Annotated in this window: 21 protein-coding genes, 2 tRNA genes and 2 pseudogenes; 14 read left to right on the top strand and 11 right to left on the bottom strand. The window is 37.5% G+C overall.

Features of this window, described 5'->3' with window-relative positions:
- The first annotated feature begins 555 nt into the window (after window positions 1-555).
- From brnQ to MR181_RS05370, 3 genes and pseudogenes are all read left to right on the top strand, one after another.
- Window positions 556-1,923 (top strand): branched-chain amino acid transport system II carrier protein, encoded by a 1,368-nt coding sequence (gene brnQ, locus MR181_RS05360; RefSeq protein ID WP_191910556.1) that lies wholly within the window; start codon window positions 556-558, stop codon window positions 1,921-1,923.
- A 169-nt stretch (window positions 1,924-2,092) separates the two neighbouring features.
- A pseudogene (locus MR181_RS05365) lies at window positions 2,093-2,296 on the top strand (aldo/keto reductase); the annotation flags it as partial.
- A 14-nt stretch (window positions 2,297-2,310) separates the two neighbouring features.
- Window positions 2,311-3,174, top strand: a complete 864-nt coding sequence (locus MR181_RS05370) for an aldo/keto reductase (protein ID WP_242335768.1) — start codon at window positions 2,311-2,313, stop codon at window positions 3,172-3,174.
- Between the two features lie 31 nt (window positions 3,175-3,205).
- On the opposite strand, the gene MR181_RS05375 is transcribed toward MR181_RS05370, so the two are convergent.
- A complete protein-coding gene (locus MR181_RS05375) occupies window positions 3,206-3,997 on the bottom strand; it encodes a Cof-type HAD-IIB family hydrolase (RefSeq protein ID WP_242335771.1) in 792 nt (263 codons plus the stop codon).
- Between the two features lie 353 nt (window positions 3,998-4,350).
- Here MR181_RS05375 and MR181_RS08790 point away from each other — a divergent pair.
- The 4 genes and pseudogenes from MR181_RS08790 (at window position 4,351) to MR181_RS05395 (ending at window position 6,946) form a co-directional block, all read left to right on the top strand.
- Window positions 4,351-4,762: pseudogene (locus MR181_RS08790) on the top strand (DapH/DapD/GlmU-related protein).
- Window positions 4,763-5,620 carry an alpha/beta hydrolase gene (locus MR181_RS05385; protein WP_242335774.1) on the top strand — a complete coding sequence of 286 codons (858 nt, stop codon included), beginning with the start codon at window positions 4,763-4,765 and terminating at the stop codon, window positions 5,618-5,620.
- A 184-nt stretch (window positions 5,621-5,804) separates the two neighbouring features.
- A complete protein-coding gene (locus MR181_RS05390; protein ID WP_242335777.1) occupies window positions 5,805-6,086 on the top strand; it encodes a hypothetical protein in 282 nt (93 codons plus the stop codon).
- Window positions 6,086-6,946, top strand: a complete 861-nt coding sequence (locus MR181_RS05395; protein ID WP_242335780.1) for an alpha/beta hydrolase — start codon at window positions 6,086-6,088, stop codon at window positions 6,944-6,946. Before MR181_RS05390 ends, MR181_RS05395 begins: the two co-directional genes overlap by 1 nt.
- Before the next feature lie 57 nt (window positions 6,947-7,003).
- Here MR181_RS05395 and MR181_RS05400 read toward each other — a convergent pair whose 3' ends face one another.
- The 3 genes from MR181_RS05400 to MR181_RS05410 form a co-directional block, all read right to left on the bottom strand.
- Entirely contained in the window at window positions 7,004-8,350 is a 1,347-nt protein-coding gene (locus tag MR181_RS05400; protein WP_242335784.1) for a hemolysin family protein, read from the bottom strand.
- Between the two features lie 79 nt (window positions 8,351-8,429).
- Window positions 8,430-9,500 (bottom strand): tyrosine recombinase XerS, encoded by a 1,071-nt coding sequence (gene xerS, locus MR181_RS05405; RefSeq protein WP_242335786.1) that lies wholly within the window; start codon window positions 9,498-9,500, stop codon window positions 8,430-8,432.
- 84 nt (window positions 9,501-9,584) lie between these two features.
- Window positions 9,585-9,658: transfer RNA gene (locus MR181_RS05410), tRNA-Pro, on the bottom strand.
- Between the two features lie 130 nt (window positions 9,659-9,788).
- Here MR181_RS05410 and MR181_RS05415 point away from each other — a divergent pair.
- From MR181_RS05415 to MR181_RS05435, 5 genes are all read left to right on the top strand, one after another.
- The gene (locus MR181_RS05415) at window positions 9,789-9,992 is read left to right on the top strand and encodes a hypothetical protein (RefSeq protein WP_242335789.1); all 204 of its coding nucleotides are present in this window, start codon (window positions 9,789-9,791) and stop codon (window positions 9,990-9,992) included.
- 167 nt (window positions 9,993-10,159) lie between these two features.
- Window positions 10,160-11,998: a hypothetical protein gene (locus MR181_RS05420; RefSeq protein ID WP_242335792.1), complete on the top strand. Its 1,839-nt coding sequence runs from the start codon at window positions 10,160-10,162 to the stop codon at window positions 11,996-11,998.
- An 88-nt stretch (window positions 11,999-12,086) separates the two neighbouring features.
- The gene (locus MR181_RS05425; RefSeq protein WP_242335795.1) at window positions 12,087-13,220 is read left to right on the top strand and encodes a hypothetical protein; all 1,134 of its coding nucleotides are present in this window, start codon (window positions 12,087-12,089) and stop codon (window positions 13,218-13,220) included.
- A gap of 683 nt (window positions 13,221-13,903) precedes the next feature.
- Window positions 13,904-14,458 carry a hypothetical protein gene (locus MR181_RS05430; RefSeq protein WP_242335798.1) on the top strand — a complete coding sequence of 185 codons (555 nt, stop codon included), beginning with the start codon at window positions 13,904-13,906 and terminating at the stop codon, window positions 14,456-14,458.
- The gene (locus tag MR181_RS05435; RefSeq protein ID WP_242335801.1) at window positions 14,415-14,783 is read left to right on the top strand and encodes a DNA/RNA non-specific endonuclease; all 369 of its coding nucleotides are present in this window, start codon (window positions 14,415-14,417) and stop codon (window positions 14,781-14,783) included. The genes MR181_RS05430 and MR181_RS05435 overlap by 44 nt, the downstream gene beginning before the upstream one ends.
- A gap of 81 nt (window positions 14,784-14,864) precedes the next feature.
- On the opposite strand, the gene MR181_RS05440 is transcribed toward MR181_RS05435, so the two are convergent.
- From MR181_RS05440 to MR181_RS05455, 4 genes are all read right to left on the bottom strand, one after another.
- Window positions 14,865-15,458 (bottom strand): site-specific integrase, encoded by a 594-nt coding sequence (locus MR181_RS05440; protein WP_148444626.1) that lies wholly within the window; start codon window positions 15,456-15,458, stop codon window positions 14,865-14,867.
- Window positions 15,459-15,730: 272 nt separating this feature from the next.
- Window positions 15,731-16,672: a 3-hydroxyacyl-CoA dehydrogenase family protein gene (locus tag MR181_RS05445; protein ID WP_242335802.1), complete on the bottom strand. Its 942-nt coding sequence runs from the start codon at window positions 16,670-16,672 to the stop codon at window positions 15,731-15,733.
- Window positions 16,673-16,717: 45 nt separating this feature from the next.
- Entirely contained in the window at window positions 16,718-17,155 is a 438-nt protein-coding gene (gene msrB, locus MR181_RS05450) for a peptide-methionine (R)-S-oxide reductase MsrB (RefSeq protein WP_242335805.1), read from the bottom strand.
- 135 nt (window positions 17,156-17,290) lie between these two features.
- Window positions 17,291-17,362: transfer RNA gene (locus MR181_RS05455), tRNA-Arg, on the bottom strand.
- Between the two features lie 92 nt (window positions 17,363-17,454).
- Here MR181_RS05455 and MR181_RS05460 point away from each other — a divergent pair.
- Window positions 17,455-18,267 carry an HAD family hydrolase gene (locus MR181_RS05460; protein WP_242335808.1) on the top strand — a complete coding sequence of 271 codons (813 nt, stop codon included), beginning with the start codon at window positions 17,455-17,457 and terminating at the stop codon, window positions 18,265-18,267.
- 95 nt (window positions 18,268-18,362) lie between these two features.
- On the opposite strand, the gene MR181_RS05465 is transcribed toward MR181_RS05460, so the two are convergent.
- Window positions 18,363-18,887 carry a nucleoside 2-deoxyribosyltransferase gene (locus MR181_RS05465; protein WP_242335812.1) on the bottom strand — a complete coding sequence of 175 codons (525 nt, stop codon included), beginning with the start codon at window positions 18,885-18,887 and terminating at the stop codon, window positions 18,363-18,365.
- A gap of 80 nt (window positions 18,888-18,967) precedes the next feature.
- Between MR181_RS05465 and MR181_RS05470 the strand changes: the two genes are divergently transcribed.
- Window positions 18,968-20,389, top strand: coding sequence for a DHA2 family efflux MFS transporter permease subunit (locus MR181_RS05470; protein ID WP_242335815.1), 1,422 nt, complete (start codon window positions 18,968-18,970; stop codon window positions 20,387-20,389).
- Between the two features lie 272 nt (window positions 20,390-20,661).
- On the opposite strand, the gene MR181_RS05475 is transcribed toward MR181_RS05470, so the two are convergent.
- Together MR181_RS05475 and MR181_RS05480 are read right to left on the bottom strand one after the other, a co-directional pair.
- Window positions 20,662-20,826, bottom strand: coding sequence for a hypothetical protein (locus tag MR181_RS05475; protein ID WP_242335818.1), 165 nt, complete (start codon window positions 20,824-20,826; stop codon window positions 20,662-20,664).
- A gap of 18 nt (window positions 20,827-20,844) precedes the next feature.
- The gene (locus MR181_RS05480) at window positions 20,845-21,693 is read right to left on the bottom strand and encodes an alpha/beta hydrolase (RefSeq protein ID WP_242335820.1); all 849 of its coding nucleotides are present in this window, start codon (window positions 21,691-21,693) and stop codon (window positions 20,845-20,847) included.
- Window positions 21,694-21,706: the final 13 nt, after the last annotated feature.

Consider the following 21,706-nt stretch of genomic DNA (forward strand, 5'->3'; position numbering starts at 1 on the left):
GCTTTTTTACCGAAAGGAATCAAAAAGTAGCTAGTCTAGTTAGACTATCAGCTTTAAATAACAAAGAATAAGGTTCCGTCTACACAAACAGTGTAAATGGAACCTTATTTTTAGCGATCACAATAGTTTAATATCATATTTGACTTAATGAGCACTCAATGAAATATTAAAAATATATTAGAAAAATATTGACATTTTATAATTAATCATGTAAAGTATTTAGCAAATAAACGGTATGAATAACCACTGAGAATAGGAAATTAGCTTTTCTTTAACTAGTCAGCGAACCCAAATTAGTGAGAGTGGGAATAGTAAAGGATAGTGAAAGTAGCCTAGGAGTGGCTCAGGTGAGAGCAATCGTAGCCTTAGCCGGGTGCGCCCGTTATAGCGTCAACGTATCTAGTTTCTTTACTATGTACGGGGTAAGGGAGTAGTAGTGATATTACTCTGAAGATAAGGTGGTAACACGCGTGATAGCGTCCTTGTAAGCAGTTAGCTTATGAGGACGTTTTTTTATACCAGTTTAATTAATTTTTACTGAGAGGGATGTTTAAAATGAAAACAACCAAAGCGAGTATTAGACAGTCGATAATTATTGCATCATTGATTTTTGGAATGTTATTTGGAGCAGGGAATCTAATTTTCCCAGTCCACTTGGGCCAGTTAGCTGGTAGTCACTGGTTAATAGCGAGTAGTGGCTTTCTTATTTCTGGAGTATTAATTCCCTTGATGGCGTTGTTAGCAATTAGCATTACCAAGTCAAACGGAATTTATGACCTTGCACTGCCGAACGGTCGGACTTATGCACTAATCTTTTTAATTCTCGTTCATGCAACACTGGGACCATTATTTGCAACGCCCCGGACGGCCACCGTTCCTTATGAAATCGGGATTGCTCCTTATTTATCTAAGGCAGCTAATTCTTGGGGGTTATTAATCTACTCAGCAATTTTCTTTGGTTTGGTTTACCTTTTTTCAAATCATGAGGGAAAGATCACTACTTTAATCGGGAAGATCCTAAACCCCTTATTCCTAGGATTACTATTTCTGATTTTCTTACTAGCATTCATTAATCCCTTAGGCGCTGGAAGTACTGCTAATATAACCGCAGCCTATACAAATCATGCTTTTTCTAACGGCTTTTTGCAAGGATATAATACTATGGATGGGTTAGCCGCATTAGCCTTTGGAATTACAATTATTACTGCAATTAAAGAATTAGGAATTAAAAAATCGCGACAAATTTCGCTTGCAACGGCTAAAAGTGGCTTCTTGGGAATCAGTGGAGTTGCAATTATCTACTTAGCTTTAATTTGGTTAGGAGCAACTAGTTTACACCAATTTAAACCTGCACTAAATGGTGGGATTACGCTTGCCCAAATTTCTCATTATTACCTAGGAACGGCTGGAGATGCGATCTTAGCAACATTAGCTACCGTTACCTGCATGACTTCTGCAATGGGGCTCGTAATTGCCTTCTCACAAGACTTCCACCGTCGCTTTCCGCAAATTTCATACCGAACATTTTTACGGTTTAACTGTGGGTTGTCATTCTTATTCGCTAATCTAGGTCTTAATCAAATTATCGCATGGTCAACACCAATCCTAATGTTCCTTTACCCGTTAGCAATTACTTTAATTATTTTAGGTTTGCTTTCGCCACTCTTTAAAAAGGATCCGTTAGTTTACCGAATTACAACTGGATTAACTCTGATTCCAGCATTCTTTGATATGTTAAATGCGTTACCTGCTAATTTGCATGAAAGTCAATTATTACAAACCCTACTTGGATTTGCTCAACGATTCTTCCCATTCTTCGGTTTGGGCTTTGGCTGGCTGAGTTTTGGAATTGTGGGACTAATTTTAGGCCTTGCTAGTTATGCATTAAAAGAAAGGAAGAAAACAGCATTAGCAAATGATTAATTGTTAATTTTAGGTCACAAAAAGGTGAAGGCGTAAATTAGTTGACGCTTTCACCTTACTTTATGATTAATTTTTGTTTGCTCCTGGCCGACCACCGTTGACAATCGTTTTTATTGCTTCAGGATCGTGAGGATCAAAGAACTCACTGTGATTTTGATTAAGTTGCTGAATCATGGTCATTCCTAAGTCTGTTCACCAGAACCAGATGGCTGAAAATATTGATGTCTTTGACTTTGAACTTTCTGATGATGATATGAAGAAGATGGCTAACCTTGATAAGAACGAAAGTCAATTCTTTGATCGCCGTGATCCAGTGACGATTGAACAAATTTTTGGTTCCAGTTTGAAGCAAGTGCAAGATAGTGAAAAATAAGGAGGAGCTTAATTATGGCTAATATTCCAACATTTAAACTCAATGACGGTAATGAAATCCCTTCATTCGGTTTCGGAACTTTTCAAATCCCTGCTGATGGCACAACCTACCAAGCAGTTAAGAATGCTTTAGCTGCTGGCTACCGGCATATTGATACTGCGACAGCCTACTTTAACGAACAGGAAGTCGGTAAGGCGATTAAGGATAGTGGCATTCCTCGTAATCAAATCTGGGTAACTTCTAAGCTGTGGCTCCAAGATTACGCTTACGAAGATGCTAAGAAGGCTATTGATCTTTCATTGCAGAAGCTTGGCTTGGACCACATGGATATGTACTTGATTCACCAACCATACGGCAAGGTCGATGAAGCTTGGAAAGCACTGGAAGAAGCACAAAAGGCTGGTAAGATTCGTTCAATTGGTGTTTCTAACATGACACCAAAATTATGGAAGAAGTTTGTTCCAAACTTTGATGTAATGCCTGCAGTTAACCAAGTTGAATTTAACCCATACTTCCAACAAAAAGAATTACGGCAAATCATGGCTAAAAATGGGGTTGCTCTTGAAGCTTGGGCACCACTAGGTCAAGGTAACGCTGACCTCTTTAAGGAACCAGTCATTACTAAAATGGCGGAAAAGTATGGTAAGGACGCCGGTCAAATTATCCTCCGCTTTGAACACCAAGAAGGGGTAACCGTCTTTCCAAAGTCCGTTCATGAAGCACGAATCAAGAGCAACATGGAGATCTTTGACTTTGAATTGAACTCCGCTGAAATGGATCAAATGCGGGCTTTAGATAAAGGTAAAGGGATGCACGATCCAGATGCACCGGGCGTTGAAGAAATGCTCAGTCAATATGATGTGCATGCTAATGATTAATAGCTAAGAGTAGGCTGTGATGCCTGCTTTTTTATTTAAGAATATCAATTATGGTACGTAACACCGCTTGCTCATCATTAGTTCCAATCGTATGAGTAGCTGCTTCCTTAACATTTGTCGGTGCGTTTCCCATGGCATAGCTCGTACCGGCAAGGTCAAACATCTCAAGATCATTTTCACCATCACCAAAAGCTACTAAGTCGGTTGGTGAAATTTGCCAACGATTGAGTAACTTTTTTAGCCCGTATGATTTGTCCATTTCTGGAATGATTAAGTCAATTGCGCCATTACCACTAGCAGTTGCACGGATAATTCCTGCAAATCTAGTGTTAATATTATGTGCGATTGTCCGCATGTTTGCTGGCGGGACGACTAGGGCAAATTTAAAAATCTTATCATTGAGGTTCGTAAAATCTTTAACAACTTTGGTGCGCGTATAGAAACGGTGAAGGCCCTGCTTGAATTTTACAGGCATAGTATCTTTAACATAGGCAAATTGGCGACCGCAAACAACGTAGTAAGTATCAGAAATCGCATCAACATAGGCAATAATGTCTTCAACATCATTCATTTTTAACTGACCACAGGCAATTTCTTCTCCTTGATCAACCGTTAAAACACCATTTTCAGCGACAAAGGCAATCTGATTAGCAATGTCTGGGAAAAGTGACCGGAGAAAGTAATATTGGTCACCGCTAGCAACAATAAACTTAACGTTTCGTTGCTGCATTAGCTGAAAGGCAGTATTGAATAGCTGGTGGTCATACGTCCGGTTAGTTGTCAGAAATGTGCCGTCAATATCGGTAGCGATTGCACGAATCATAAAGTATCCTCCATATAAGTATTTTGAGTTTATTTTAAAATTAGCCCTGTAAAAAAAGCAAGGCGGTAAATAGTTGAAACCCGGAATTAGCGCGATAAAAAATCAAAGTTAATTAAGGTGTCATATTTATGATCTTGCCATTCTTTTTGATTATAGTTAGTTATAAAATATAAGTATTTAACATTCTTACCGCAAGTAGTTATGATGAATATAACAAATCAATAAGGTAAGGGATGTTAATGCAACGCGCAAATCTTAAAGAGATAAAGGAAATTACTAAAACCGCTTTAAAAGACCAAGACCTTCTTCAACAATTGAATAGCAGAGCGGCAAGTCAAAGAGAAATTCGCTAAGTGATCGGTGATATTACTGGTCAACAAATTGATGATTCGGTTGAAATCCGATTACCAATCCGAAGTGACTATGGTGCTAATTTAAGAATTAGGCGTCTTTATCAATAGCGGTGTAATGTTTACTGATCTTGGCGGGATTACATTAGCTGATAATGTTTTAGTTGGCCCGAATGCAACGATTATTTCAGTAAATCACCCGCTAGATCCGCAGAGAAGGCATGAGGTTGAGATGAAGCCGGTGCTGATTGATGAAAATGCCTGGTTAGGTGCTAATTCAACGATCTTACCTGATGTAACAGTTGGCAAGAATGCTGTTGTCGCAGCAGGTGCGGTTGTGACGAAAGATGTTCCAGCTAATACAGTTGTGGCTGGCGTACCAGCAAAAATAATTAAGGAAATTGGAGAGAAATAAATGCAAAAAAGTTTGAAATTAGTTTTTACTTTAGTAGTAGCACTGTTAGGGGTAGGAGGATTCACCGCTAGTGTCCATGCAGTCACCCACTATGTTCAATCATCAACCCCAACAATCTTTGTCCATGGCTGGGGTAGTAGTTCCCACGCGGAAGAAAAGATGGCGAATGCTGCTCGTGACGCAGGAGTTACTAAAACAATTGTTCGAGCAAATGTTGATAAGAAAGGGAATGTTACCTTTAATCGCCAAATTCCAGCTAATGCAGTCAACCCGATTGTCGAAGTGAATTTAGAAGACAATAAATTGGCTGGTTACCAGGATGATTATACTCAAGGGTATCGTCACGGTGCGACTTATGTAAAAAATGTAGTAGTTGCTTTGCAAAAACAACATCATTATAAGCAGATTAACCTAGTTGGTCATTCAATGGGAAACTTAGAGATTATTAACTACATTAATGATAATGTGAATAATAAAAAGTTGCCTAAAGTCGCTCACTTGGTCGCAATTGCCGGTCATTATAATGGATTAGTTGGGGAGCGTGAAGCTGAGGCTAAAGTAGATGCGCAAACCGGTGAACCGGAGCAACAGGATTCCGCATATCGTGGATTATTAGGATTGCGCCAAACTTTTCCGAAGAATACTGCAATTCTAAATATTTATGGTGATGTTGGTGATGGCAGTCATTCTGATGAAGATGTGCCAGTCAATTCTGCTAAATCATTGAAATACCTTGTTGCTGGCCGGGCTAAATCTTATCAGGAGATTGAAATCCATGGTAAGAATGCTCAACATAGCAAGCTTCATAATAATAGTCAAGTTAATCGTTTATTAATTAATTTTCTCTGGGAAAAATAATATTTTTGATTATCAATTAGATTGTCCCGTAGTTAAATACTAGCGGGACAATTTTTTAATTATTGAGAAGTGAAAAATATTTAGTTTACATAATTATCATTCAGTGTTAACGGATCATTTTCTTGTCGCTCTTTGAAACTAAGCATATAATTAAAACGAGAAATAATTGGAGGAGGGGTGCCTAATGAATAAAATCTTCATGAATGGTTATTACCAAGGCGTTATTGAAGTTGCTCCAGCGTCACTTTCAGCAGCCAAGGTAGAAGAACTAGCAATTGCGATGACTATTCAGCATCTTCGTCATGCAGGGATTAAAGTTTCAACAATTCATGATTTCCTAATATTTGATATTCAAGCTAATGAGCGACTTGTTAATAATTACATTAATGATGGTGCGGCCGAACTTGAAGAGGTTCAAGCCAAAATTTTAAGCTTAGCATTTACAAAGAAAGGTAGTATTGACTAATGAAGAAAAGTACAATTGGTACTACAATTGCAATTCTTATCGTTTTAGCGGCAATTATTGGTGGTGCAGTATACCATACCCAGAAGAATAATCGATTTGTTCATTCAACAACGGCAACGCTCTTTTTCCATGGTGGTGGGAGTAGTTATCGTGCAGAAACAGGGATGGTTAATGCCGCGAAAAAAGCTGGAGTAACTAATACAGTTATTAGGGCCGATGTTACCAATAACGGAAAAGTCACCCTCCATGGCAATATGCATCGTGGTGCAATTAATCCAATTGTTGAAGTTAACTACGAAAACAATCGCCAGCTTGATTTTAATAAACACGGTGAATATGCGACTAATGTAGTTAAGATGCTCAAGAAGCGATATGGAATTAATAAAATCAATATGGTTGGTCACTCTCTTGGGAATATTTCGATTATCTACTACATGCTTCGTAACGGCCAAAACAAAGATATGCCAAAATTAGAGAAGCAGGTAGATATTGCAGGGCATTTCGGTGGTTTAACGTTTGATGGTATTCCAGATGACCTTAAGCAACCCGCTGGTATGAAACTAGATTCTAACGGGAAGCCTAATTACATGAACGCCACTTATAAGCAAATGACGGCAGCGCGTAAGGCTTATCCTAAGGGTCAGGTAGCCGTCTTAAATATTTATGGTGATATTGGTAACCATACTGACGGACGGGTCGATAACATTTCATCACGTTCACTTCAGTATTTAGTTGCATCGCGGGCAAAATCTTATACTGAATTAAAGGTAACCGGAAAGAATGCTCAACACTCAAAACTTCATGATAATAAACAAGTTGATCAAGCATTAATTAAGTTTCTCTGGCAAAGAAAAAAGTAAATAAGACAAAAAACTCCTCAGCTAGGTTAATATTCCTAGCGAGGAGTTTTCTTGATCTTATTTATCTTCTTGTTTAGGTTTATTTTTCTTTGGTTTAATGTAGATTACCTTAAACTTATTTACGTAAGCATTCTGTAAATCGAGTGGGATAAATGAGAAGCTGTCGACTCTAATTGGCTGGCCTACCTTTAAGTCATATTGCCGTTCAAGGAAGAATCCTGTAAGAGTTGTTACTTCAGAGTTTTCGAACTGGTCAATCTTAGTATTAAAGTACCGTTCAAAATCATCGAGCGGCATTTTACCAGAAACTTCATAAGTAGGATTACCCTTGCTATCCGGTTCCTTCTTTTCAATCATATCAGATGTTGCGTGATCAATTTCCTCACCGACAGTTCCAAAGAGTTCTTCGTAAATATCCTTATCGGTAATAATCCCTGATGTTCCACCATATTCGTCTTGAACAACAACAATTGGGACCTGCTTCTTAATCATTTCTTGGAGAACCTTAGTAATTGGCTCATTTTCATAAACGATTGGAATCTTTCGCATAATTGTCCGAATTGATTGTTGAGGATTAATTTGGTTTTGCCGCATAATATCGTAGGCAAAGATATAACCAAGGATATGATCCTTATCGTTATTAGCAACAACCGGGAATCGGGTAAACTTCTTCTCAAAGTATAACTGTGCTGCATCAGCAATTGAGGCAGTAATATCGATTACCGCTAACTGGGTCCGGTCAATCATGATATCTTCAGCGACTTTATCGTTCATTTCGAATGCGCGTTGCATAAAGATAACGTCTTCTTTATCCATTTCACCAGCTTTTTCAGACTGTTGGGAAAGGGTCATAATTTCATTTTGCGAGTAAGTATCTTCTTCAGGTTGGACATTATAACCCAGAAGCTTAGTTACCCATGCAGCAACGACAGCGAATAACCATACAAATGGGTAGAAGATTGTATGGAAGAACTGAATCGGGTGGACAATTGCCAGAAGGATTGGAACTGGTTTATCGATTGCCATATTCTTTGGTACTAAATCAGTAAAGACAGCGTGAAAGAACGTGAAGATTAGAACACCACAGATAGGGGAAATAACTTCTCGCACGTCAGCTGGAACAACCGTGATCTTTAACAGTAAGTTGGTAATAAATTGATCACCAATCCACCCTAAAATCAAGGAAGTCATCGTAACCCCGACCTGTGCTGTCGATAGGTACTCATTAAGGTTATTAACCATGTGTTCGGCACGTTGAACTTTCTTGGTTTGACGCAATTCCTTTAACTCACTTGGTCGAACCTTAACAACAGAATATTCAAGCAAAGTAAACAGTGCTGCTAGCAGCAAAATCAAAATGATAACAATCAGTTGAAACCAATATGAATCCATTAATCCATTCATCTTTTAAATCTCACCTAAGCCTTTAGTTTATTATATTCAAATTCTATTTTAACAGTCTTTTCAAGGAGCGCCAATAACTTCATTCTTTTTCTGGATGATTACTGATCTCATCAAGCGCCTCACGCTGTTTTCGCTGATCAACGTGAGTATAGAGATCGGTTGCGGAAGTTCCTTTCTGGCCTAACTGCTGGGCAACTAACACCTGATCTTTGGTAATGTTATACATTTCAGAAGCAAGGGTGTGACGAAGCTTGTGTGGGGTAAGCGGATGACCAAAGGCAGTTGAATATTTTTTAACCATTTTTTCAATTGCATTAGCTGTCATTCGCCTGGTTTCACCATGATAGACGGTAAGGAATAGGGCAGTATCCTTTTTTAAGGCGTGATATCGTTTAGCGCGAATTTCCAAATATGCTTTGATGTACTGCATCGCCCATGGTGCAATTGGCACAGAATCCTTCTGCCCACCTTTCCGTACGACATCAAGTAAGTTCTGCTTCAAATTTAGGTCAGCCAAGTTAACGTTAGCAGCTTCTGAGACACGAACTCCAGTACCAAGGATCAGCGTGATAATTGCAATATCGCGTTCTTTATTAATTTTATATGCCGGTAACGCGCGCTTATCACACATTTGCGGATACTGGTTACTGATAAAATCAATAAAGTCGAATTTCATTTCGCCACGATACATGTGAGACGCTAGAGTATGTGCACGGTAGTTCAATGTTTTTGTATCATTTAATGAATCGATCTTGAGCATCACATTTCGGTAAAAATACGGCTCGCCATCATTAACATCAGCTGTCACCGTTAAATACTTAAATAGTGAACGTAAGGCATTAATTGAGCGATTGATAGAAGTAGGAGAGTTTAAATGTCCCTGTGCATTAGTGGTATGACCAAGATGATCAATGTACAGCATAATGTCATTTCGCCGTAGTTTAGCAAGTTCATCAGTTTGGATTTCGGTATTGCTCTTTGCACCAGATATGCCACTGATTCGAAGCCAATCAAAGAAGCGCCGGATCTCCGTTAAATACTGGTAAGTAGTGGTAACTGCATGATTAGTTCCCAGATAGTATTCATTTACATAATCAGGAAGCCGTGTAAGTTCCTGTTGAATTAAACTTAGGTATTTATCTGATTCCATTATTTTACATTCCACCTGATATATAATTTTATCTACTATTATAATAAAAAAAGCCATCCCAGAGAGGAATGACTCTTAGATTAATCGGGAAAACAGGATTCGAACCTGCGACCCCCTGGTCCCAAACCAGGTGCTCTACCAAGCTGAGCTATTTCCCGTTGACGGGTTGTGTCGCACAACATGAATTATATTACCAGAAGCATAACTATTTGGCAAGAAAATTAAGAAAGAAAATCAAGAATAAAGATGATAACCTATACTTAAAGACTAGTAGGGAGGGACCAAACTATGCTAACGGTATATGATCTTAAAAATCAACGAATGCTAACTCAGCCGAATTTTTGGAAATTAGTATCAGGCTATGAACAATTTTCTGGAGTTACGTTTGTCGGGAGTTTTCAGATCATTGAAAAGCATCTTCTTCCACAATTTAAGCAGGTTAATTTAATCTTGGGGATGGAAGATCAGCGAACAGGGCAAAATTTGAATTAGTTTTTTGATCTTACGCGTCGGGTAAGAGAAATTACATCGGCTAATGAACAATTCATTTCCCGAGTTGCTGACGAAAGCTTAAAATTACGGTTCACTAAGGAGCAGCTTTTTCATAGCAAGTATTATATTGTTGAAAATGATAATCAATTTAAGATTTTAACGGATCGATGAATTTAACTCAAAAAGCACTAACCAACAATTTTGAAATGCTGTGGATGTATGCAGGATCAAAGGATAATCCAGCTGATCTAGCTTTTTATCAGACACATCAACAACTTTTCAAGAAGAACTTTACTGAGGATAGTACTAACTATCTTGATCGGAAAGTAATCGATCAGATTAAAGACAAATCGGCAAAAGAAATTACCGAAATTCTAACAAGCCAAACGGTCGAACAAATCAATGATAATACTGTTCTCTTTCCAGTAGAAGATATTACAAAAATAACTAATTCGCAAAAAGATCAGCGATATGCACTGGTTCCAAAGGATGTTAAACAGGTAATTAACTCGATTTATACCCCTAAAGGAAATAAACGACGGAAAACTGAAGAAATTAAGAATCAGGTTAAAGAGATTGTCTATAATAACCTGGAAGAACCGGCTAATAATGTCGTGGAAGCTAATACACTCTACCCGCAGCCTCTATGGTCATATGCTGACGATAATGTATTAGTTCAGCAACCCAACTCTCATGAATTCATTCCCCTAGAAGATCATGTTAAAAATGTTACTCGGGACGATGTCGAAAACTTTGTTAAAGTAATCAAAAGTTTTAAATATAACAAGGTTCGTGATGAAAGTCAGCAGGCATTATCTGCATTTATGTATCTTATGACGGCTCCACTAATCTGGAAGATCCGGCAAATCTATCGTAAGTCCAATTATGCTAAAAGTGCTGATCAAGTACCACTATCAATGGTCCTAATTGGTAGGGGGACTACAGGGAAGACCCTTTTAGTTCGGGATTACTTTAAACCGTTTATTGGTGATCGGGGGATGAACCTTCAATATTCAGAAATTAATCGGGGAACTGGTGCTCATACAAATAAAGCAGTTAATTTCCTTGGTAATTACCTTAATTCAAAGCGGTTCATTTCACCAATGATCGTGGACAAATTAAACGAGAATTTTCTTCATAGTAAGGTCGCCACGAACGCAATTAAACAATGGTCCAATACCATTACGGATATTCATAACGTTAATATTTTTGCGATGAACCATAATATTGGTGGTCGTGATATTAATAATTTGGAAGAAATTACTAAGCGGGTTTATTATTTATCATTTGAAGCCGGATGGTTACCACCAGAAAAGCAAAAATGTAATTACGGTATCCTCCAAAATAATATTAACGATCATATCTATAAAGCAGTTGTTTATGAATTAAATCAACGATTGGTTAACCTGTCAGGATTAGATGAACAGGACTTAGTTGATGATTACTTAAGTCTCACCCGAAAAATCGTCAAAGAATTACTTGCTAAGTTTGGCCTTCAAGACGAATTAAAGGGAATTATTGACCATAACTATGATTATAAGGTTGATCGAAACCGTCTTACCTGGAAAATGTTAATTAAAGACGATGACTTTAAGCATGTGTCATTTAACAGTGAGGATAAGCAACATTTTACGGTATCAAAAGCAATTTTCAATAATCTTAAGGGGAGTACCTACGAGAATATTAACCAGACTTTGGATAACTATTTCAATATGTTTCCTCGTGAATTGGGAGTTGCAATTGAGCAATACAATAATGGGATGATTCTTGATATTGATAAATTTGACGAGTTCATCGGAGAGCTGTTAATTAGGCAGCATTATAATAGCCTTCATCAAAAAGATAAGCAAACTGATGCAATGCAAGAATATTTAAAAGCTCAGAAGCAACGCGATGAGCAGCAAAACAAGATGATGACAGAAATGATGAAGACGATTGCTAAGCAGCAGGAACAAAACCAACAGTCTAAACCAGGGCTATTGTCACGGTTATTTAAACGGAAATAATTAGTATTTTCCCGAATATTTGTTCGAAAAATGCAGTGATATTTGATAAAATATTGTTATCGAACTAATGTTCAAGGAGGGGAAGCTAATGACTTACGAATTAGTATACCGTTCGAGTAAGGGAAATAATAACTATTGGTCAGTTAATGAACGATTCACCAGGAAAGAAACGGGGCATTTTCAATGGAACTCAGCTATTGAGATCAACCAAATTTTCCCACAATTGAAGGCCAAATATCCGACATTATTTGCAAAAAAGAAGACAGAACGTTTTTATTATTTAGATGTTAAGTCGAGTAAATTAATTAAACTGTCACCTGATCAAGAAGAGATTAAGGCTGCTTTGACTCCTGATGGAATTCCCCAAGACAACTATACTTGTCCGCTAAAAATAACCGATAATAAGTACTACGCAATCGCAATTGATGCACCAGATGGACAATATTACTTTAATACGAGTAAGGGAGTCTTTCTTAAAACCGTTAATAGTGAGGTTCGACGGTGGCGTGAATTCGATAAGGCCGCTGCTACTGCAAATACGATCCGAGTTAATAAGAAAATTTGGAATAAGTATCCAGATTGGAACCCATTGAGTAATTATGTAATTAATCTTAAAACCGGTGCGATTGTGTGGCCTAATAAAGAGTTGAATAGTTCTTTTCCTGCCTCATTTGAAAGTAACTATGGAACCACAAATTCAGCATTTCTTTTAATGATGTTAGAACAATTAGACACCCAACTGCAGGAACATTTCAGTTCAATTAACCAACAACCCATAAATACAATTGAGGATCCAATTGAAATTCCCCAAATTGACTTTGAAAGATATAATGCTAAAGAAACGTTTATAGCACTTAGTTATATAGTAAGAGTGATGGCGCAAAAGCCTCTGATTGACAAAGCATTAAAATGCTACGATAAGGAATTACTTCAAGATTATTTGCATACAATAGAACTAGCAGATCTTAGTCGGTTAAATGCAAATGAATTTGCCAATCAGCTTCAGCAAATGCGATTGAAGCGACGAAAAGTCAAGAATTTAGCTTTGTTCTTAAATATTATTGCCGAAAATATGAATATAGAAAAAATTCTTAAACAATTATGGCAAGAACCGTCACTACGTAATTGCTACCACTATCGTCATCCTGAAACCGGCCAACGAATGTTAGACATCATGAACGATAATCAATCAGGTGAGGGGAGAGCAGGGGAGAATTATTAGTTTAACTTAATTTAAGAGAACCGCTAATTAGTATGGCCTTTTTATGATCTAAGAGGATTTCCAACATAAACATCTGCTAGAATTTCTCTCCTCTGACCCAAATTTTAGGAATAAAAGTGAAGATAAGAGTCTTTAGAAAGTACAAATAGAGCTCCAGATTGCTGGTAAAGCAACTCTGGAGTTCGTTTATTCGTGTACTGTGAAAGTAATCGGATTTATGTCACAATTTCAGTTAAAGAATTAGTTTTTTTAACTGAAAACCATTAATTCCATCAAAGGTCACATTAAGCATCTGGTTGGCAGAAATATCCAGAACTAATCATCAAATCCTTGTATTTACTGGAATTGTCAAAAATTATTTAACGTTTAATTGGAATTAAGCGACTCAGACCAGTTAAAACTAAGTTAAATAAGAACATGGGTAAAAAGTGGACAGATTAAGACTAGTTAATTTAAAGAGGGTTAAAGCATTTTGCTTTAGAAACCTGTCATTAAAATTATAGTTTTAATGCTAGAGATACTTAAAAAGTACCCCCAGCACTCATTTCTTGCTTAATTAGCTTTCTATATATAGACTCAACTTTAGTAATTAAATAATTGGTAAATTCGTTTTTAATAACTTGACTCCTCACTATCGACTAACTAAAATACAAATACTTTGAATTACTAAGGAGAAACTTCTTTTGCGGCTAATTAAAGCAATTAAAATTGGCTTATTATTTATCATTGGATTTGGCATTGGGATTGGCGTTTCATATGGCTATCCATATTATCAGGAACTCCAATCACGACACCATTTTCAACAAAATTACGATCACCGATCATCAAATACTGTTGGCGGAATCACTAGTCAGCAAAAACAGATATTGGCACAATTAAATTATCATTCTGGTCAATATCCTATTATCTATTTAAACAACGGCAAATCGACATTGAACCCTAAGTCATGGAAAACAAACCATGTTAACTATCAACAACTTGATGCTCAGCAACGAACATCGGCTAGTAATACCGCATTCCTTCAACAACGGAATCATGCTAATACTAGTTTACGAGTTCAGCAAACCGTTGAACCTGCTGGTTGGCATCCTAATCGTAATGGTCTGTTGATTTATAATCGTGGTCACTTAATCGCTTATTCATTAACAGCCGGTCTTAATAAAATAACTGGTAAGTATCAACCAAGTGCCGTTGGTGATCAAGACAATCTACGAAACGGAAGTTCGTCATGCAATTGAACATGGTAAACATGTTATTTTCCAAGCAACACCAATTTTTCGTAATAATGAAACAATTGCTCGCGGAATTAATCTTCAAGCGCTTTCAACAGATGGAACACTTAATTTCAATGTTTATCTATTTAATGTTGAGCCCGGAATAAGGATTAACTATCAGGACGGGACAACAACGGTTGATAATTCACAAAAAATTCCAGTTCCATTTGCTGCTGACGATGATTATGAGATCGACAAAAGCAATGAAGCAGATGGTCCAATTAAAGCAACTGGCAAATATTCACGACCGATCGCTGATCGACCACGACAATATTATCGTTCGTATTGATAATAGAATATTGAAAAACGGTTCTCGTTGGTTTTTGCTAACGAGAACCGCTATTTTTTAATAGATAAAATATTATGTAAACTAACCAAAATCAATTTTATTTAGCATTTGCTCTCGACTGGTTTGATCAAGGCCTAGATACTTTAGTGTCATGGCTTCACTGGAATGGTTTAGCAGACTCATCACCAAACCAATATTATAGTTACTCTGAACGTAAACTCGGTAAGCCCCCGTTTTACGCATCGTATGTGTTCCAAGATAATTAATATCTAACAACTCGCCAACTTCGTGCATGACATTGTAAAATTGGCGTTCATCAATATGTTTAGTAGGTCGCGTGATTGAAGGAAATAACCATTCGGTAGTTCCCTCAAAATGCATCTTTTTAAGCCATTGCTGATACATTAATAGATCTTGGTTAACCGGTCGTAAATACAAGGTATTTTGTTTACCGGTTTTCTTATCTTTAATAAAGGCATGTTCACGCAATAAGCCATTTTCTTCAAAGACATCTGATTGCTTTAAGCGTAAAACATCACTCACTCGCAATAATGTCGCTTTACCAACTTGAAAGATGGTGTAGTTTCGTCGCCCAGCCTTAAAATTATGAAGGAGTGTGTCTTGAACTTCGGAAAGAATGTTTGAATCCTTAATTGGTAGTACTAATTGTTTCATTTTCCCCACCTAATACTGGTAATGTTATTATTTTGCTATTCACAATAATAACACATCTATTATTTTATTTAAAACGTGATCCTATTATATCAAGATTTATGAAGTGTTATTATATACAAATAACACTTCGTTACTGAAAATAATATCAATCCAGGTCAAAATTTAGGGATAATTTCGTTTAAAAGCAAAATTGGCTCTCAGACGCAATGAAAATCAATTAGACATGTAGTTGCCCATTTGATTTATTCTGAGAGCTAATTTTATTTCAATAATTATTTTTGATCATTCTTAAGCTGGTTAAGGAGTGCTTGGTCCCGTTGTTCAACAATTTTCTTACCGGCATCCCCTTGCCAATCAAAGAAGCCCTTTCCCGTCTTTAATCCTAATTCATTTTGGGAAACTTTTTTAGCGAGTGCTGGATCGGTTCCGGTTTCGTTAGCTAAATCTGCATATAAGTATGAACTAATATTCTTAAAAACATCTAGTCCACCAAGATCTGCACTAGCAACTGGCCCAACTAAATTCCACCGCCGGCCTAGACTATATTTAACAATATCATCAACTGCCTCTGGACTAGCGATACCTTGATCGATAATGTGGAAGGCTTCACGTAAGACCGCTAACTGAATTCGGTTGCCGACAAAACCAAGTGCCTCCTTCTTAAGCGGTACTGCGTGTTTACCAATTTTATTCATGAGTTTAACGGTAACATCAACCGTTTCTTGATCAGTCTGTTTACCAGGAACAACCTCAACTAATGGCATCAATTGTGCAGGATTCCAAAAGTGGGCAACAACAAATCGTTCCGGATGGTGGAGGACGCTTTGAAGAGCAGTTGGGCTTAATCCTGAGGTGTTAGTTGCCAAGATTGCTGATTCTTTAACAATTTTCTCAATCTCTGTCCAAACAGACTTCTTAATTTCCTCATTCTCAACAATTGATTCAATTACAAAATCTGCATTTTGACAAGCAGCAGTAAGGTCAGTTGTATAAGTTAGCCGACTTAAAATTTTCTCCGGCTTTTCTGCGACCATTCCAGCGTCAACAAATGTTTTCAGATCATGACGAATTAGTTCTTCGCCACGCTGAAGTCCCGTTTGCTGGCGATCATAAACTTTAACATTATAACCATTCATTGCAAATTGCAGAGCGATTGCGTGACCCATTGTTCCAGCACCAATATTAGCAATCTCTTTAATCCCACTTAATTCCATCGTCATCACACTCCTTGATATTACTATTATAAATTATAATAGATTTTATTTGAAAAGTGATTGATATTCACCATATCCTTGAGCAACTAATTGGTCAACCGGGATAAACCGTAATGCAGCAGAATTGATGCAATACCGTAAACCACCACGCTCTTGTGGACCATCAGTAAAAACATGTCCCAAATGAGAATCGCTATCTTTACTGCGGACTTCAGTTCTTTCCATGCCCAAAGATTGATCACGTTTTTCTTTAACTGCTCGACGCTTAATCGGCTGGGTAAAAGATGGCCAGCCACATCCAGCGTCATATTTATCTAAAGAAGAAAACAAAGGTTCACCGCTGACAACATCTACATAAATTCCGGGCTGATCAAAATGATCATACTTTCCCGTAAAAGGTCGCTCCGTTGCTGCTTCTTGTGTAACCGCGTATTGTGTTGGCGTTAATTTAGCTAATGCTTCTTTTTTCTGCTCTTGATTCATGAGATTTCGTCTCCTTAAAGTCATAACTGCTTTATACTTATAAGTAACCATACTTAATAGATTAATGTCGAGAAAAGTGCTTATAATAAAAAAACACCTGACTGAAAGTCAAGTGTAGATTACCGTAATTAAAAATGCGCCCCCCGAGAGTCGAACTCGGATCATGAGGACCGAAATCTCATGTGCTATCCATTACACTAAGGGCGCCTTACGTAATTTATTTTAATCCTTTTCTAGTAAAATAGTAAGTAGTAATTAGTAAATTAGAGAATTTTATTTCTAATAAAAGGGAGAACACTATGCTACCACGAAAATTTATTGCGATTGATATTGATGGAACATTATACGATGACAATGATTATTTTGATCGTCAACGCTTCAATCATGACTATCAGGAGCTCCTCAATAAGGGAATCCTTTTAATCGTTGCAACCGGGAATAGTTATGATGCTGTTCAATCAATTTTCCGCGGATGCCCAGTAGATACATTTGTTGCCGAAAATGGTGGCCGGATAGTCATTAATAAACAAGATGTAATTAGTCATGTTCATTCACGACCACTATTAAAAGATTTAATTGAGTTTCTTATTCAACAAGATTATCACCCAGATCTTTTTTCGCTTTCAGGAGCTTCAAATACCTTTATTGGCAAAAGATTCAAGGATGTTCCCGTCCTATTCTACCCTCATCACCAATACTTTTCGTCACTTAAACAGGTTAATGAACCAGTATATAACGTCAACTTGAATTGGTTTAAGCGTCGTCCACAATTGCCATTAATTGAAAAGGTGATCCAATCCATTAATAACGCTTTCCCTAAAAAGGTACAAGCTACTTATAGTGGTGCTTACGGAATCGACATTTTACCATATGGGGTGAACAAGGCAGCCGGGCTAAAAGAACTAATTCGTCATTTCCCTAATAGAAGTCTTGATGATGTGATTGCATTTGGTGATACTAGTAATGATCTAGAAATGATCCAAGAAAGTGGCATCGGCTTTGCAATGAAAAATGCTACCCCTGATTTAAAACGGGTTGCTGACCAGATTACTCAGCGAGATAACAATCATGATGGTTTACTTTATGAAATTGAGAATCAATTTTTGAATTAACAATTGAAAATATATTATGTAAACTTACAGATCAAAAAAACAGTACCTCACTAATTTTATATAGCGGTACTGCTTTTTTGTCCTTGTTCATTAAATTAGTAGACAGCCCCATCGTAGAAGTTAAAGGCCGGTTTATTAAAATCAAAAGACGCTAATTCAGATATTCTGATAAATTGATCAGCGATTCCCCAACTCATCAAGTTAATTGGTTTCCCCCAATCCTCATCCGGAATAACAACCAGAATGTGCTTACCAAGTGCGGAGGCCATCCCTAGTTCGACGCCCATTCCGACATCTTCTTCCTTAGGGATATAAACAGCTAATAATAAGTCACTAGTTGAAACACCAACTCGGTCACCATTATAAGTGGCTGTTGCCCATTCACGATCTTCTAGCAGCTCGGGGTGTTCATCAACCCGAAGTCCTTTATATTGGTGTTCTAGTGGAACATATGAATTTTCTACATCAACCGTTGGATTTTCCTTAATTGCTGCCATTGCATCCTTATAAGCCTTATTTTGATTATCTGTAAACCAACCGGCACAGAAGTAAACAGTCTTTGTCTTTTGACCCACGAAATTTCCTCCTCTAATTAAAACAGTCAGATCATATTTTAGCATACGAATGAAAAAAGTGCTTACGAAAAAATTTTAAATCTGGTAGACTAATCAATCGTTGAGTAAAGGAGTGAAGAAATATAATGAATAATACTCAAAACAATACTGCTCGAAAGCATCTTCCGCATCCTAAACTAGCAATGGTAGCGATGTTATTAGGGGCTTTTGTAGGAATGCTAAGTGAGACCTCGCTTAATATCGCACTCCCCAGGCTAATGTTGTCCTTACATGTAAATATGGCAATGATTCAATGGTTAGTTACCGGATATATGCTTGTTATTGGAATTATTCTTCCCCTATCAAGCATAATTTCAAAATGGTTTACTACTCGTCAGGTCATTATTTTTGGCTTAACGAGCTTTATTGTCGGGGCAGTCATTTCTGCTTGTGCAGGTAGTTTCCCAGGTGTGTTAATTGGTCGAATGGTACAAGGAATTGGAACCGGGTTAATCCTCCCGCTAATGTTCGCCGTAGCAATGCAAATCTTTCCACCCCAAAAGCTTGGTGCCGTATTAGGAATCTGTGCACTAGTGATTATGTTCGCCCCGGCAATTGGACCAACACTTACCGGACTAATTCTTGCAAAGCTTTCCTGGCGCTGGATTTTCTGGTTATTTATCCCGTTCTTAGCCCTAGCACTAATTTTTGCGATCACCTCATTGGATAATGTTAATAACATTACTAAGCCGCGGGTCGACTGGCTTTCAATTATTGAATCTGCAGTTGGTTTTTCTGGATTAGTCATTGGTGCTAGTCTCTCTAGCCGTGATGGTTGGTTATCAGTTCCCGTCCTCTTGGCATTAGTAGTTGGGGTAATTGTTTTAGGATTTTATGTTCACCGCCAACTTCACTTAACAGAACCAATCCTTAATTTAAGGTTATTTAAGATTCCTGCCTTTAGAACGGGAGCTCTATTAGTGATGCTTGATTTTGGGATCATCCTTTCCGCAATGTACTTATTACCAAACTACCTGCAAAATGGTTTGTTAATTCCAGTTGCTCTTACTGGTATAATTATGCTTCCCGGAGGAGTAATCAATGCCATTACATCTGCACTAGCGGGACGCCTTTACGATAATATTGGTGCTAAGAGACCAGTAATGATTGGCTTGGTTATTGCGCTAATCGGAATCATTATGTTTGCATGTACTTCAGAACATTCATCAGTTGGCTATATCATTGCGGCTCATGTGATCTTAATGATCGGTTGTCCGTTAGCAATGGCTCCTGCACAGACTAGTTCGCTAAACTCCCTTAATGGTCTTGAATCTGCAGACGGAAGTACAATTCTCAATACTCTTCAGCAAATTGTTGGTGCATTAGCAACTGCATTTGCGACTAGTTTCCTCGAACTTGGTCAAAAGAACATTAATGGTACTGCAGCTATTAAATTTACTAATGGGTTCCACTATGGGATTTACTTTACGCTTGTCTTGGTCGTGATTGCCTTAATCCTTTCTTTCAGACTCCAAAGCCGCGCTAAAAAAACACAAGATATTAATTAGCGATCGGTTGCAATTTTTTAGCAAAATGCTGATAATAAGACCAACTACCTATTAACTGTAAGGAGTTGGTCTTATTGTTACCTTCATTACCTGTTGGTATCGGTGAAGTCCATGCAATGCATGAACTATTTAAATTAAACCCGCGTTTAGCAATTATTGTCTTATTGCTATTAATATGCTTAGCATTTTACCTAAAAAATAAGTAAAAATAAAAACGGAGCATTGTCATTCTGCCCTTTGATTAAGAGGGAGGAAATAACAATGCCCTGTTTTTATTTTGTCATGACGTCTTTAAGACCGATCCTTACTAATTCTTTAGCTGCTGCAGAAACGGTCACCGATCGTTTTTCCGCATATTGCTTAACTAACTGATAAACTGTCAAATCCTCTGGACCACGCCAGATAATACCAGTTACTTGACCATGTTCTTTTTTCATTAAGCCACTTCCTTAAATCTAGTTCTTATCCCATAGAATATGGGCAACTCGCTGGATAATTGTTATTCGATCATGAAGCTGAAAATGATTAGTTTTTGGAACTACTACTTGTCGGTATTGAATTTCTGGATGAATTCTAACAAGTGTTTGAAGCATTTCTGACTGAACCCGTGGAACTGATTCGTCCTTGCCTCCCATGATATTAAAGAACTTAATTGGAGAAGAGTTAGGGTGCCAACTTCTCATTTGCTGTTCTAACTGGCGAAAATTACGATCCTTTGATTTACGGTTTAAATTAGGAACAAATTTTACCTTAACACCAAAACTTTCTTCAACCGGGACACCCAGGAAAACTACTTTATGAAGTTGAATGGTTCTTTGGAGCTTTTTAGAACTCATGTAAGCATGAATAAACTCGGTCCCACCATAAGAATGGGCAATTACATTTATTCGTTTAATGTGGTAACGATCATGAAGTAATTGCAGCGCCTTGGTTAATTGGTGAACCTGGGGGTGGTAAGAGGCATTATAGTTCCAATTATAAAGTATTTGAATAAGAGCATTCTTCTGTCGATGATAGTTTCCACTAGTTTTAACCGTTCCTGTTGGTGACACCCATACGGTCATTACCTTTTGCGCATAATGATGACTTTCAAAATAATGGGTCATTCGACGATAGGTAGTTGTGTTACCGCCCCAACCAGGGATCATTACTGTTGGTGTTTGATCGTAATGAATACTTGAACGGTAGTCGCTAGGTTTTAACGAATGGTTAGGTAGTGGCAATAGGATAATAAATTGAATGATTAGCATCAGGATTAATAGAATACTAATAGCGGCGGTAAAACCTTTTAATAATCGTTTCATTACTTATCATCTC

The organism is Limosilactobacillus urinaemulieris (assembly GCF_932750685.1).
In the GTDB taxonomy this organism is placed as follows: Bacteria; Bacillota; Bacilli; order Lactobacillales; family Lactobacillaceae; genus Limosilactobacillus; species Limosilactobacillus urinaemulieris.

What these genes read in the sequence shown, in the direction of transcription:
- brnQ (WP_191910556.1), top strand. Translation starts at nt 556, where the DNA reads ATGAAAACAACCAAAGCGAGTATTAGACAGTCGATAATTATTGCATCA.
- MR181_RS05370 (WP_242335768.1), top strand. Translation starts at nt 2,311, where the DNA reads ATGGCTAATATTCCAACATTTAAACTCAATGACGGTAATGAAATCCCT.
- MR181_RS05375 (WP_242335771.1), bottom strand. Translation starts at nt 3,997, where the DNA reads ATGATTCGTGCAATCGCTACCGATATTGACGGCACATTTCTGACAACT.
- MR181_RS05385 (WP_242335774.1), top strand. Translation starts at nt 4,763, where the DNA reads ATGCAAAAAAGTTTGAAATTAGTTTTTACTTTAGTAGTAGCACTGTTA.
- MR181_RS05390 (WP_242335777.1), top strand. Translation starts at nt 5,805, where the DNA reads ATGAATAAAATCTTCATGAATGGTTATTACCAAGGCGTTATTGAAGTT.
- MR181_RS05395 (WP_242335780.1), top strand. Translation starts at nt 6,086, where the DNA reads ATGAAGAAAAGTACAATTGGTACTACAATTGCAATTCTTATCGTTTTA.
- MR181_RS05400 (WP_242335784.1), bottom strand. Translation starts at nt 8,350, where the DNA reads ATGAATGGATTAATGGATTCATATTGGTTTCAACTGATTGTTATCATT.
- xerS (WP_242335786.1), bottom strand. Translation starts at nt 9,500, where the DNA reads ATGGAATCAGATAAATACCTAAGTTTAATTCAACAGGAACTTACACGG.
- MR181_RS05415 (WP_242335789.1), top strand. Translation starts at nt 9,789, where the DNA reads ATGCTAACGGTATATGATCTTAAAAATCAACGAATGCTAACTCAGCCG.
- MR181_RS05420 (WP_242335792.1), top strand. Translation starts at nt 10,160, where the DNA reads ATGAATTTAACTCAAAAAGCACTAACCAACAATTTTGAAATGCTGTGG.
- MR181_RS05425 (WP_242335795.1), top strand. Translation starts at nt 12,087, where the DNA reads ATGACTTACGAATTAGTATACCGTTCGAGTAAGGGAAATAATAACTAT.
- MR181_RS05440 (WP_148444626.1), bottom strand. Translation starts at nt 15,458, where the DNA reads ATGAAACAATTAGTACTACCAATTAAGGATTCAAACATTCTTTCCGAA.
- MR181_RS05445 (WP_242335802.1), bottom strand. Translation starts at nt 16,672, where the DNA reads ATGGAATTAAGTGGGATTAAAGAGATTGCTAATATTGGTGCTGGAACA.
- msrB (WP_242335805.1), bottom strand. Translation starts at nt 17,155, where the DNA reads ATGAATCAAGAGCAGAAAAAAGAAGCATTAGCTAAATTAACGCCAACA.
- MR181_RS05460 (WP_242335808.1), top strand. Translation starts at nt 17,455, where the DNA reads ATGCTACCACGAAAATTTATTGCGATTGATATTGATGGAACATTATAC.
- MR181_RS05465 (WP_242335812.1), bottom strand. Translation starts at nt 18,887, where the DNA reads ATGCTAAAATATGATCTGACTGTTTTAATTAGAGGAGGAAATTTCGTG.
- MR181_RS05470 (WP_242335815.1), top strand. Translation starts at nt 18,968, where the DNA reads ATGAATAATACTCAAAACAATACTGCTCGAAAGCATCTTCCGCATCCT.
- MR181_RS05475 (WP_242335818.1), bottom strand. Translation starts at nt 20,826, where the DNA reads ATGAAAAAAGAACATGGTCAAGTAACTGGTATTATCTGGCGTGGTCCA.
- MR181_RS05480 (WP_242335820.1), bottom strand. Translation starts at nt 21,693, where the DNA reads ATGAAACGATTATTAAAAGGTTTTACCGCCGCTATTAGTATTCTATTA.